At 61.6% G+C, this 12,284-nt stretch carries 13 protein-coding genes; 7 read left to right on the top strand and 6 right to left on the bottom strand.

The genetic code is table 11. From position 1 onward, the window contains the following. Nucleotides 1-8: 8 nt before the first annotated feature. The 4 genes from pstA to M3B90_RS08170 all read right to left on the bottom strand — a co-directional run bounded on the left by pstA (nt 9) and on the right by M3B90_RS08170 (nt 4,599). Nucleotides 9-1,199: a phosphate ABC transporter permease PstA gene (pstA, locus tag M3B90_RS08155; RefSeq protein WP_259889742.1), complete on the bottom strand. Its 1,191-nt coding sequence runs from the start codon at nt 1,197-1,199 to the stop codon at nt 9-11. 11 nt (nt 1,200-1,210) lie between these two features. Then, a complete protein-coding gene (gene pstC, locus M3B90_RS08160) occupies nt 1,211-2,209 on the bottom strand; it encodes a phosphate ABC transporter permease subunit PstC (RefSeq protein WP_259889744.1) in 999 nt (332 codons plus the stop codon). Between the two features lie 105 nt (nt 2,210-2,314). After that, nucleotides 2,315-3,436, bottom strand: coding sequence for a phosphate ABC transporter substrate-binding protein PstS (gene pstS, locus M3B90_RS08165; RefSeq protein ID WP_259889747.1), 1,122 nt, complete (start codon nt 3,434-3,436; stop codon nt 2,315-2,317). A gap of 227 nt (nt 3,437-3,663) precedes the next feature. Next, a complete protein-coding gene (locus tag M3B90_RS08170; protein ID WP_259889748.1) occupies nt 3,664-4,599 on the bottom strand; it encodes an NUDIX hydrolase in 936 nt (311 codons plus the stop codon). 130 nt (nt 4,600-4,729) lie between these two features. On the opposite strand from M3B90_RS08170, the gene M3B90_RS08175 reads away from it, so the two are divergent. The 6 genes from M3B90_RS08175 to M3B90_RS08200 all read left to right on the top strand — a co-directional run bounded on the left by M3B90_RS08175 (nt 4,730) and on the right by M3B90_RS08200 (nt 9,409). Continuing rightward, the gene (locus M3B90_RS08175) at nt 4,730-5,533 is read left to right on the top strand and encodes a hypothetical protein (RefSeq protein WP_259889749.1); all 804 of its coding nucleotides are present in this window, start codon (nt 4,730-4,732) and stop codon (nt 5,531-5,533) included. 82 nt (nt 5,534-5,615) lie between these two features. Next, nucleotides 5,616-6,296 (top strand): FABP family protein, encoded by a 681-nt coding sequence (locus M3B90_RS08180; RefSeq protein WP_259889750.1) that lies wholly within the window; start codon nt 5,616-5,618, stop codon nt 6,294-6,296. Then, nucleotides 6,293-7,387 (top strand): folate-binding protein YgfZ, encoded by a 1,095-nt coding sequence (locus tag M3B90_RS08185; RefSeq protein WP_259889752.1) that lies wholly within the window; start codon nt 6,293-6,295, stop codon nt 7,385-7,387. The genes M3B90_RS08180 and M3B90_RS08185 overlap by 4 nt, the downstream gene beginning before the upstream one ends. A 17-nt stretch (nt 7,388-7,404) precedes the next feature. Next, entirely contained in the window at nt 7,405-7,842 is a 438-nt protein-coding gene (locus M3B90_RS08190; protein WP_259889755.1) for a hypothetical protein, read from the top strand. Then, the gene (locus M3B90_RS08195) at nt 7,839-9,089 is read left to right on the top strand and encodes an aromatic acid exporter family protein (protein ID WP_259889757.1); all 1,251 of its coding nucleotides are present in this window, start codon (nt 7,839-7,841) and stop codon (nt 9,087-9,089) included. Before M3B90_RS08190 ends, M3B90_RS08195 begins: the two co-directional genes overlap by 4 nt. Further along, nucleotides 9,086-9,409: a DUF2516 family protein gene (locus tag M3B90_RS08200; protein WP_259889759.1), complete on the top strand. Its 324-nt coding sequence runs from the start codon at nt 9,086-9,088 to the stop codon at nt 9,407-9,409. Before M3B90_RS08195 ends, M3B90_RS08200 begins: the two co-directional genes overlap by 4 nt. On the opposite strand, the gene M3B90_RS08205 is transcribed toward M3B90_RS08200, so the two are convergent. Both M3B90_RS08205 and M3B90_RS08210 read right to left on the bottom strand, forming a co-directional pair. Next, complete coding sequence (locus M3B90_RS08205; protein WP_259889760.1) at nt 9,406-9,876, bottom strand: MarR family winged helix-turn-helix transcriptional regulator; 471 nt, start codon at nt 9,874-9,876, stop codon at nt 9,406-9,408. The two genes, M3B90_RS08200 and M3B90_RS08205, sit on opposite strands and share 4 nt — an antisense overlap. Nucleotides 9,877-9,978: 102 nt before the next feature. Then, a complete protein-coding gene (locus tag M3B90_RS08210) occupies nt 9,979-11,556 on the bottom strand; it encodes an MATE family efflux transporter (RefSeq protein ID WP_259889762.1) in 1,578 nt (525 codons plus the stop codon). 216 nt (nt 11,557-11,772) lie between these two features. Here M3B90_RS08210 and M3B90_RS08215 point away from each other — a divergent pair, with 216 nt between their 5' ends. Then, nucleotides 11,773-12,174: a YccF domain-containing protein gene (locus tag M3B90_RS08215; RefSeq protein WP_259889764.1), complete on the top strand. Its 402-nt coding sequence runs from the start codon at nt 11,773-11,775 to the stop codon at nt 12,172-12,174. The last annotated feature ends 110 nt before the right edge of the window (nt 12,175-12,284 follow it).

The raw sequence follows: 12,284 nt of genomic DNA on the forward strand, positions 1-12,284 counted from the left end.
GGAAGGGCTCAGCGGCCGGTCTTCGGCGAGAAGTAGTAGGAGACGAAGCGGGCAAAGATGTTCAACACCATGACGATCACGATAAGCGTCAATGCTGCCGCCCACGCACGCTGATAGTTGATATCCGGGTTACACGCGAACTCTTCGCGCGTGAAGTAGTTCAGGACCTTCTCACCGTTCTTGCCACAGACGGCGTGGCCGAAGCCGTACTGCTGGTTGATGAAGGTCGGGAGCGCCATCATTCGACCCTCGAACGGGTTCGTGTTCATCATCTGGAAGGCGCCGATCGTGAACATGAGGGGCGCGGTTTCACCGATCACACGCGCGATCGCGAGGGTCACGCCGGTCGTCAGGCCCGCGATCGCAGTTCGAAGCACGACGCGCACGATCGTCAGCCACTTCGGCACACCGAGGGCGTAGGCCGCTTCGCGCAGCTCAAGCGGCACAAGGCGAATCATTTCTTCACTCGAGCGCACTACTGTGGGGATCATAAGCACCGAAAGGGCAACCGAACCCATGGCACCCATACGAAGGCCTGCTTCGCCGGAGAGCGTCGTGAAAAGTGCGAGCGTAAACAGACCCGCGACGATCGAGGGGACGCCCGTCATAACGTCGACGAGGAACGTGATGCCCTTGCCGAGAGTCTTTCGCCAGCCCTCCTGCGCGTACTCGACGAGAAAGACCGCAGTGAGAAGGCCGATCGGGATCGAGATGATCGAGGCACCAAGCGTGATGATGAGCGTTCCAACGATCGCGTGGAGAATACCTCCGCCGTCAGCACCGCCGTTGAAGCCCTGCATATCGCCCGTGAGGAAGCCCGGTGTGAGCAAGCGCGGGCCACCCTTCGTGATGACCTCCACGAGCAGCGAGATCAGCGGGATCATCGCGGTAGCGAACGCGCCCACGAGGATGAGGGTCATAAGGCGATCCTTGGCCCATCGCTCACCTTCGCGCACGCGCGAGTAGATGTAGCCGATGACGAGGTGCGCGAAGAAGCCGAGAACAAGGAGCGCGGGAATCGTAAACGCGCCAGTGAGAAGAAGGAACACCGACACGACGGCGAAGGCTATGACGCCCGTGAGGACCATGTGCCACCACGGAAGGCGCCGCTCGCCCGCGTTCGCGAGACGGGTGCGCTTAGGGCCCGAACCCTTCGGGTTGAGGTTGGTCGTGTTGAGGGTTGCTGATGCTTCACTCATTGCTGATCCCCCTACTTCTTCCGTGCGCTAGCGGCCACGATCCAGCGGGCAAGCGCGTTGATGACGAACGTGATGAGGAACAGGACGAGGCCCGCGAAGATGAGCTTCGACATGTCGATGCCGGTCGACTCGGCATTCTGCGAGGCGATGTACGAGGCAATCGTCATGTGCCTGCCGACCTCGAGGAGATGCAACGAGTAAGTGAAGCCGGGGCTGAGCACCATGAGAACCGCCATCGTTTCACCGAGCGCGCGGCCAAGGCCAAGCATGCAGGCCGAAACGACACCGTTGCGGCCGAAGGGGAGCACGACCATGCGCACCATTTCCCACTTAGTGGCGCCAAGACCGATCGCCGCTTCTTCTTGCGCTCCCGGTGCCTGGAGGAACACCTCGCGGCTCACCGCTGTGATGATCGGGAGAATCATCACCGCGAGCACGATTGCGGCGGTCATAACGTTGCGCATGGGAGCATGCGGGTTCCCCTGGAAAAACGGAATCCAGGAGGTAAGCGGACTCGTATTGAGGAAGGTATAGAGCGGCTGCATGAGCGGCACCAGCCACACGCCACCCCACAGACCGAAGACAACCGACGGCACGGCCGCGAGAAGGTCGATGACGTACCCGATCGGGGTCGCAAGCTTGCGTGGGGCGTAGTGCGAGATAAACAGCGCGATTCCCACGGCGACGGGCGCTGCAATGATGAGGGCGAGCAGCGAAGCGAGCACCGTACCGAACACGAGCGGCCCCACGAACTCGAAAATGTTCTGCGTGCCACCGTTGGTGGGAATCGCGTTCCAATTTTCAATCGCCGGCAGCGACTGGATAAGAAGGAAGATGAAGATTGCCGCGAGCACGGCAAAGATGATGAGGCCAGAGCCGACACTGAGCGACGAGAAGATCGCGTCCCCAGGACGCGCACCGGAGCTCTTGAAGCTCTCGTTCTTTTCATTGCCCGGAGGTTGGGGGGCGCCCTTGGCGGGAGTGCTGTTTTCGGCAGCCGCTGTGCTCACGCGCACGCTCCTCACAGTAGGGGTGGAATGTTCTCAAAAAGAAGTGCGCCGCCGAACCTGGTGGGCTCGGCGGCGCACCGTTACGCCTTAGGCGTCAAGTGCAGATTACTTCTCAGCCTTGATCGAATCGATCGACTTCTGAGCGTCCTCACGGATCTTGTCCGAGATGGGGGCCGAGCCGGCGGCCTGAGCCGCGTCATTCTGGCCCTGCTCCGAGATGACGTAGGAAGCGTAGGCCTTCACGAGGTCGGCATCTTCCTGGTTCTCGTAGGTGTCACACATGACCATGTAGGACACGAGGACGATCGGGTAGGAGCCCGACTCGGTCGTGTCGCGAGCGAGGTCGAGGGCGAGGTCCTTTTCACCGCGGCCTTCAGCCTTGGGCGAAACCTCAACGGCCTTGGCAGCAGCCTCGGCGCTGTAACCAACGTACTCCTCGCCAACCTTGATCTTGGCGGTGCCGAGGTCGCCAGCCTTCGAGGCATCGGCGTAGCCGATCGTGCCCTGGCCACCCTGAACGGTGTTGATGAGGCCCGAGGTCTTCTCGCCCGACTGGCCTCCATCCTCGAACCAGGTCTCGATAGCGCCGTGCTTCCACGAATCGGGAGCGGCAGCAGCGAGGTACTCGGTGAAGTTCTCGGTGGTGCCCGACTTGTCCGAACGGTGCACGGGAACGATGTCGGTGTCGGGGAGCTCAACATCGGGGTTGTCGGCCTTAATGGCTTCGTCGTTCCACTTGGTGATGTCGCCGGCGAAGATCTTCGCGAGGGTATCGGGCGAGAGCTGGAGATCGTCGACACCTTCGAGGTTGTAGACAACCGCGATCGGGGAGATGTAGACGGGGATGTCGAAGGCCTCGCCACCGAAGCAGCGATCCTTGGACTTCTCAACCTCTTCGTCCTTGAGGTAGGCATCCGAGCCAGCGAAGTTGGTAGCGGCAGCGAGGAACTGCTCGCGGCCCTTGCCCGAGCCGACGGCGTCGTAGGTCACCGTGGCACCCGAGTTCTGAGCCATGAAGCCACCGATGAAGGCGCCCTGCGCGTCTTCCATCGAGGAGGCGCCGGCGCCGGCAAGGGTGCCCTTGACGTCAGCGGGAGCGGCCGCCGAGCCGCCGTCCGAGCTGTTGCTCGAGCCATTCTCAGCGGAGTCGCCACCGCAAGCAGCGAGGGCGAAGGCGCCGGCGAGGCCAAGGGCGGTAGCGGAAACGAACTTCTTCTTGAGGTTCACGAGTGTCCTTTCGAGGCTCTTCGAGCCTGGGATACGGGTCGTAAGTGGACATCAACGAAGGTAGAAGCCGGAAGTGAAGGCCCGAGTATTCCCAGGTGAACAAAAGGTGAACTCATGCAAGAATTTCTGAGCAATCAGCCTGAGTTCAGACATATAGCCAGTTCAGCAAGTCTTTTTGGCCGGATTGGCGACAGTGAAACGTGTGGCACATCACCGTTGCGGCGATCCTAGCCAATATTGGGGAGGTGCCTTTCCACGTCCACGATGCGGCCTCGCTCACTCGTATGGAGCACGAGCATCTCCCCCGGTGCGAGATACGGGTTCTCACGAGGCAGCTTCCCCCGCGCGTCTTTCGTACAGGCATGCCGCGCCACCGCGATAATCGTGGGAAGCACTGGTCGATGCGTACACACGACTGTTCGCGCCGCCTCAGCGATCGCTCGTTCCATGACCGCGGCCGCACGCGCGGGCCGCTTTGCGTGCGCGTGCTCGGTGAGCTCCGGCTTTTCGACGATGTCGATCCCGCCTTCGAGGGCGAACGGCTCGATCGTCTCGAGGCAGCGGCGCCACGGCGAGGTCACGACGGTTTTCGGAGCATACGCGGCTAGGAGGGGCGGCAGCGCAGCAGCCTGCTTGCGACCCTTTCGTCGAAGGGGTCGAGTCTTTTCGTCACCCTTGCGCCACTTCGCACGCGATTGGGCTGCCGCATGCCGCTGCACGATCACCGGGGTTGTGCAGAGCTCGCCACCATCGGCAAATTCGAGCACTCGCTTGAGCAGATCACGGTCAGACGCCCGCGTGAGAACGTGCCGCGCTTTTGAGGCGTCAACCCACTCGACCTTGTCGATTTCCTTGGGGTTCTTTGGGCCCGGACCGGTTTGCGCACGTACCCTCGCAACCCAGTAGCGCACCGTTTTGTGGCGGCCATGGGTGCGGTAGTCGACCGTAGGAAGAGGGCGATCGAGGCGAACCCGATACCCGGTCTCTTCTTCAACTTCCCGAACTGCCGCAGCGACGAACGATTCGCCCGCCTCGAGCTTCCCCTTTGGAATCGACCAGTCGTCATATTTGGGGCGGTGCACGAGGAGAACCTGAAGCCTCTCGTGCTTTTCACGCCAGACGAGGGCACCCGCAGCGAGGATCGGGGACTGTTCGCGTGCCACGGGGTTAACTCTCCTCGGAACGACAGCTCAGGGCCGCCCCCAGTGTAGTACGCCCCTCCTACGTGCTTTTCACGCTGAATGCCCCGTAAACTTTCATGAGGCGTAATCGATACGAACGATTGGTTGATGTATGACAACGAGTGAGCGGGCACCCCTCACGGGCGCGTGTGCACTCGCGCTCGCCACCGCCATGGCACTTCCCGCGTTCAACGATCCGGCCCTCGCGGGAATCTTGGCCCTGCTCGTTGGGCTTTTGTGCATAAGTTGGCCACAAGTTCTCGAGCTCCCGAGCCGCGTGGGCAGCGGCATCATCATGGCGCTTTCGGGCCTCGGTTCACTCGGCATCGCCCTCGCGTTCGGCACGACGGGCCTCACAACGAAACTCGTCATTATCATTGCTGTCGCGCTCTTCTTGAGTTTCGCTCACGAAATGCTGCGGCAAGAGCGCTCGCGCCTCACACTGTCGATTTCCGGAACAGCGAGTGGCGCTCTTATTACGACTCTGTCTGTAACCTGGCTGAAATGCTGGGCTCTCGCCTCGGCCAACGGGCCGGCAAGCGTCGGATTCCTTCTCACGATGACCATGGGGCTTGCACTCGGGACCCTGTGCCTGGCGCTCCCGCTCCCCTCCGCAGCGCGCGTGAGTTTCGCGCTCACCCTTAGCGCGCTCACTTCGGGTTTTCTCGCGTGGGCATTGAATTATCCGCTCGCGATCATCACGATGTCCGCTGTCGCAGGCATAGTTCTGTGCACGGCCGCGCTTTTCGTGTTTTTCCTGCTTTCGCGCGTAATCGGTGCCGCTCACCCGGTGCAGTCGCTCGCAGTCGCAATCGCCCCCATCGCACTAACGGGCATTCTTGCGCTCCTCTTTCTCGAAGTTGCCCTTAGCTACGTTCCCACCGATCTCGGGCTCACCGTCATCCCACGCACGTGAGTGGGAGTCCCGCGAAGGAATACTCACGCCGTACCCAGCGTTAAAGAAGAGTTCCTTCACCAATACCCACCAGGGAGATTCCGTGCCGATTGTCATCGATGAGAACCTCGATCCGTCGCTCTACCCGCTCGCGTGGCTCGTGGGTGCGTGGAAGGGCACAGGCGCCGTGCAGCTCAAGGGCGAAAGCGGACAGGACGTTGGTCGGAGGATCGAACAGCGCCTCAGTGTAGCCCCGGATTCCACGGGAGGGCTCACGTGGACGATGCGCACGTGGGTACTCGACTCGCCCGCGCCCGAACCGCCCACATCGGCTTTCTACGAGAAAACTGAAGGGGGGTCCGACGCTTCTTCGACGACAGACGATGCCGAAATCGTTCGCGAGCTTCTTCTCGAAGAGAGGGGGACGTGGCGCACAACTGGCGTGCTCCCCGGCCAAGACGAAGAAGCAGCGAAGAATGCGAAACCGGGGAGTCCCGAAAGCTATCTTTCGCACGGAGTGACCCTCACGATACAGCGTAGAGGCGCATTTGGCGATACGCCCGCCGAACACTGGACGGGCGAAGTCCGAGGGCCCCGCATCCAAGTCGCGACCCAGGACCTTGCTTCACAAGCCGGCGCCGACTCGTACGGTGCTCGCATGTTTGGGCTCGTGGGCGGGCGGCTCATGTGGCTTCAAGAGGTCGGCTCGTCCCTCACGACCTTGCGTCCCTACCTTTCGGTTGAACTCGACCGCGCCGCGAACGAGGATGGTGGCGAAGCGTGAGCCCCGCTCCGCTCATCACTCACCGCGCAATCCACGAGGAGTCGGGCCCGGACGCCGCGGTTCCCGCGCATTACGGCGCCCCCATACGCGAGCAGCGCCGTCTTATCGCAGGCGAAGCCGCCGTGGACCTCGCCCACCTCGAGATACTCGAAGTGCGCGGTGCTGACCGCGCATCATGGCTCACGACAGTCACGTCCCAGGTGTTCTCTGACCGCTGCGAGGGGGACTCGTTCGAGGCGTGCGTATTGAGCCCACAGGGACGCGTCGAATCATTCGTTCACGTGGCAACGGGGCCCGAGTCGTTCTTCCTTGTGACAGATCCCGAAACACGCGAAAATCTCCGCGCCTACCTCGCGCTCATGACGTTCGCGAACCGCATCGAACTCTTCGAGCGCGACGACCTCCATGCATTCGGCTCGTGTGCACCGCTCGCCGAAGTATTTGGCGAAGGGTTTCCCGCTCCAGTCGCCGTGTGGAGCCAGTCGTGGCCCGAGGTCGCCCCCGGTGGTGTCGCCTACGGCCCCGATCCGGAGTTTCCCGAGCCGTGGCATCTCACGCTTGTAAGCGATGCCGAGCTTCGCACTCCCGACGCACCCTGGCGGAAACCCGAGCTTTTCGCGGGCCTCTGGGCAGCCGAAGCAGTGCGAATCGTGAACCACAGGCCACGCCTCGCGAACGAGGTCGACGAGAAAACCATCCCGCACGAACTCGACCTCCTGCGCACCGCCGTTCACACGCAAAAGGGCTGCTATCGTGGCCAGGAGACGGTCGCGAAGGTCCTCAACCTCGGCCAACCGCCGAGGCGCCTCGTACGTCTCCACCTCGACGGCTCCCAGGACCTACCCGCCCCCGTGGGCGCGGAAGTTTTCTTCGGCGCTAAGAAGGTAGGCACGCTCACGTCAAGTGCGCTCCATGCCGACGAAGGCCCGGTCGCCCTTGCTGTTATAAAGCGCGCGGTGCCTCACGATGCAGCGCTCATTGTGGCCTTTGAGGTCGGTGAGGCGAGCGTGAAACTCGACGCCTCACAGGTCACGATCGTGACCGAGCGTGACCATGGTGAGAGGCCGAAAGCGGCCCAACTTCGCAGGTAGTCAGGAGGAGTCCCCACGTGGACGAGGAGTGGAAGTCCCGCAAGGCGGAGATTTTCGAAGTCCAAGAACGTAATCTGCGCCGTGCCGCGCGCGAGGAACACGAAAAGGCCACGGCGATCATCCTTAAGGGTATTGCGCGCTTTCGCGAGGCCGGCATCGACCCCCATCCTTTGCGTGCACTCCCCTACAGGGGTTCGCGTCCCGTAAAAACCACCCATGTCGGCTGGTACTTGAAGTCCGATCGCACGGTCGGCATCGACACCGAGGGGAACTACTACATTCTCTCCGCCCCGGGCGATCTTGTGACTCGGCTGAAAGGCGCGACGCTCGAACCTAAGAGCGCACCCCTCATCGTGGGTCGCGGGGGCCGAGACGGCGAATGGTTCGAGATCGATAAGCTCCTCGAACTGCGCCTTCGCGAACCCGTTGCCCCGGCAAGGAGGCCGACGGCGTGAAAAGCTCGAAGGTGAGGGACTGGCTGCGCGCGGGTGCTTCGCGCTCGGGCGGTGGCGCATGGCAAATTCTTCTCGCTGCTATGACCGCGGCGGCCGCGTATTGGATCTCCGAGCATGTGTGGGGGCACGTCGCACCCTTTTATTCGAGCATCACGGCCTTCCTCATCATCGGCCTCACACTCGAAACGAAGATTCGCAAGAGTATTGACATGAGCACGGGGGTGTTCATGGGGATCATTCTTGGCGAACTCGCGCGTCTCGTTATTGGCTCGGGAACATGGCAGCTCTTTGTGACTCTTTTTGCCTCGCTCATGCTCGCGCGGTTTATCAAAGCGAGCGTGATTTTCTCGATTCAGGTGGGCATCCAGTCCATGATCGTTTTGCTCCTGCCGCAAACCCCTATGATGACTCCGCAGGGAAGGGCTCTTGACGCGATCACGGGTATCTCGCTCGGTCTTCTCGTCCATATTGCGTTCTCGCGTGACCCGCGCCGCGAGCAGCGCAAAGCGGCCGACAAATTCTTCACGGAGCTCAAAGGCGCGCTCACGAAGCTGAGCGAAGCCGCACGCAAGGGCGATTCTCGGCTCGCAACGAAGGTCCTCACCCAGATCCGCACGACTTCCCAGCGCTATACCGACGCGTGGGCCCTCGCGAACGAGACCGCCAACGAGCTCACGAGCTACTCCCCCACGCTTCACCGTCACTATGAGCACGTGAGCCGCGTGCAACACCTCCTCGTGGGAAGCGATCGCGCTATGCGCAACGCCCGGGTCATTGCGAGGCGAGAGGGTGAGTTCCTGCGCGTCACGCAACCCCACACCTTCCCGAACCTCGCCGAGGCTCTCACGGCTGCAGTCGACGCGGTCGACGAGATTCAGGCAGGGGTCGATTCAGAGGCTGACTTCACGATTGCCAGGCGCAAACTCCGCATCTTTTGCGCGCACCTCACCCCGGAAACTCTGCTCGCTACGGCGGAAGGAACCGTCGGGCGCCTCGGCCACTTTGAAGGGGTCTCCCTCGTAATTCAAATGCGAGCCCTCGCGGTGGACCTTCTTGAAGCAACGGGTCTTCCGAGCTCGGATGCCCGCCGCTTCCTCCCCTCCCTCATCGTTGTTGCCGACGCCAATATTGTGGGCCCGCGCCCCATTACTCGCGAGATGAAGGCGGTTGAGCCCCCTGCCTCTACGGAAGCGCTCGAGCTGCTCATCACCGATCGCACCGATCCCGACCGTAGGATGAAGCCGTGATTACCTACACCATTGCCTACTACCTGTCCCTAGCCCTCGCCGTGGTTTTCGTGGGAATCGAGGCCTGGGCACTCATCAACGCGCTCCGCTTTCCGGCGAACGCCTACGATGCGGCATTCAAGCGAACAAAAACATTTTGGTCGCTCATGACGGCTGGCGCACTCGTGATCGGTGTAGTCACGGGCTTCGGCCGCGGCGTGGGTCCTTTCACGATCATGCTTCAGATCATTGGTTTCGTCATGGCGGGAGTGTTTCTCGCCGACGTGCTCCCGGCCTTGCGCCAGGTCATGGGAAACGCACGGGGACCCCGCTCACGTTAGCTTTCGTCGCTCCCCGCACTGTCGCCTGCCATTGTGGCGCGCACCCGCTCCCCCATGGCATGCACAACCGCACGGGCTTCGTCCAGGTCGTCCGCGGCAAGGGCTCCCGAATAGTACTCTTCCCAGGTCTTGTGCATCGCTGCGACGGCCTGCTCGCCCTTCTCCGTAATAAAAAGGTGGTTGGAGCGGCGATCGACCATATCGGGTACGCGCCCAACGAGCCCATTTATTTCGAGGTCGCGGATCGCGGCGCTCGCATTTGAGGGGCGCAGAATGATGTCCTCGGCGACCTTGCCCGGGGTAACGCCCGGGGTTCGCCCGATGTGACGAAGAATCATTGCTTCGACCGTTGAAAGACCGCGCATGCCGGGAATATCAACCGGGAGCGCTTGGATCCGACGCGAAATGAGGAGCATCTCGTCGATGATCTCGACGAGTGGTGTCAGTGTGCGGCTTTCGGCAGACACGGTGACCTTTCTGCTCGGTGGCGAGTACTCTCCCCGCCCGGGGCACACGCAAGTATGCCCCATCAAACCTGGTAAAGAATCACTCCCGCGACACCTGGGGTTTTACCGGTGTTCATCCTCCGGATCCTCGGAAGTATGATCGTGCGCGTCAAGAAGATCGCCCTCGTCAAGCGCGGGGAACTGCCCCGTTTCACCGCGATCGCGCACGATCGGGATCGCACCCGTACGCACATCCTCGAAACTCTCGCCCTGAAGAATCGTCGGGTCGGCGACGACACCTTTCTCAGCAAGGAACGGTGCGGATAGCACCTCGATCTCTTCGGTGCGCGGGCCCTGACGGTAGGTGCGGGTATTGAGCTTGCGGCTGATCACGATGTAGGACGGAATGAGAAGCGCGATCGAGCCGACCCACGCGAGCGGCCCGCCCCACGCAACGCCGATAAAGCCAAAGGATGCACCGAGAACCACGGCGGTGAACACGCGCATGATGAGCTCGGCGATGCCGGAATAAAACGGCGGCTTCATGTGCCCGAGGCCCTGGAGGGAGCCTCGAACGACGAACAGAATGCCGAGGGTCCAGTACGCCACGGAGTAGATCTTGAGCGCGTCGTGGGCGAGTGTCAAAACGCCCGGTTCGCCATCGCCGACAAACATCTCGACAAACACGCCACCGAGCATGAAGAGCGAAGTTCCAATCGCGACCGACACGACGATGCTCACGACAAGAGCCTGCCGCACACCAAGCTTCACGCGCGCGATCTGCCGAGCACCGTAGTTCTGCGCAACAAAGGTCGAGGTAGCAAGGCCGAGCGAGGCGAGGAAGGTGATGGCGATGCCGTCGACCCTCCCCGCGGCGGTAAACGCCGCGACGGAATCGGGCCCGAGCGCGTTGAGGCGCACTTGCACGGCGATCGTCCCGATCGCGATGACCGATGTCTGGAAGCCGAGCGGGAGGCCAAGGTAGAGATGTTCGCGAAGCTCCGGAAGCGTCACCTTCCAGTCGTCTCGATTCAAATGAAGAACGGGAATTCGGCTACGAACCCACACCACGCACGCCAGAACGGACGTGAGTTGTGAGACCGCCGTGGAGATTGCCGCACCCGCGATTCCCCACTCGAAGACCGCGACGAAAAGAATCACGAGGACAACGTTGAGCAGGCACGAAAGCACGAGGAATACGAGCGGCGTGCGAGAGTCTCCGACTGCACGGATCACGGCGGCAAGAAAGTCGAAGAAGACGAGCGTGAACATGAAAAGGAAGCTCCAGAACCCGAAGGTCACGGCATCGTCTAAAAGTTCCGGCGGTGTCTGCATGAGCTGGAGCAGGGGCCGAATGAAGATCGTGCCCACGAGGGTCATGACCAGGCTCGAAAGTGCCGAAAGAATTGCGCCTGCTGCAACTGAGCGCCGAACGCCCTTCACGTCATTTGCGCCAAAAGCCTGCGCGACGGGGATCGCGAAACCGCTCGTCATGCCCCATGCAAAACCCGTAATGAGGAACAGGAGGCTCATGCTCGCCCCCACCGACGCGAGGGACAGGACGCCGAGGTATCTGCCCACGACCATCGCGTCGATGAACTGGTAGAGCTGTTGCACGACGTTGCCGATCAAGAGCGGCACCGAGAAGAGCACGATCGCTTTCCACGGCGTTCCCTTCAAGAGGCCTTGCGATTGTGGCACGTGAGCTCCGCCTTCCTCGCGCATAGGGTGACCTGAAGTTCGTCCAGTTTAATCCCGCTTACGGCTCGAGCGTGATGAAGCGGAAAACGCGTTCCATGTGTTCACATCGTGAGCGCCTCGGACCTGTAGCCACCTCGCGCGATGCTCGGGATACTGACTACCGGTGTCTCGTGGATCTACCAAACAATGTCAGCGTTCGGAGAGTAAGTTGGAGGCATGCGCACCATCATTAATGTCATCCTCAACATCATTTGGGTCATCACCGCCGGTTTCTGGCTCTGGCTCGGCTACATCCTCGCTGGCATCGTGGCATGCATCTTCATCGTCACGATTCCCTTCGGTCTCGCGAGCTTCCGCATCGCGAACTACGTCATTCTCCCCTTCGGTCGAGAGGCCGTTCAGGTACGGCCCCTCGGTGCGGTCGGGACTCTCGGCAACGTCGTGTGGTTCCTCATCGCGGGGCTCTGGCTCGCCGCGGGCCACGTGGTGACCGCAATCGCGCAAGCAGTAACAATCATTGGCCTCCCGCTCGCCTGGGCGAACATCAAGCTCATTCCCATTACGTGCTTCCCCTTCGGCAAAGAGATTGTCACGACAGGTGACGCGAGCGTCATCTGATTAGTCCGTCGATCGCGAACTATGCCTGATTCACGATCGGGGGCGAGAACTTGACGAACGAGGATTCGCACGTGGTCATCGCCGAGTAAGAAAGGAAGGTGCCCCTGCCA

Source organism: Dermabacter sp. p3-SID358, from assembly GCF_025147465.1.
In the GTDB taxonomy this organism is placed as follows: Bacteria; Actinomycetota; Actinomycetes; order Actinomycetales; family Dermabacteraceae; genus Dermabacter.

Excerpts from the sequence above, each read along its gene's own strand:
- pstA (WP_259889742.1), bottom strand. The coding sequence starts at position 1,199 with ATGAGTGAAGCATCAGCAACCCTCAACACGACCAACCTCAACCCGAAG.
- M3B90_RS08175 (WP_259889749.1), top strand. The coding sequence starts at position 4,730 with ATGACAACGAGTGAGCGGGCACCCCTCACGGGCGCGTGTGCACTCGCG.
- M3B90_RS08215 (WP_259889764.1), top strand. The coding sequence starts at position 11,773 with ATGCGCACCATCATTAATGTCATCCTCAACATCATTTGGGTCATCACC.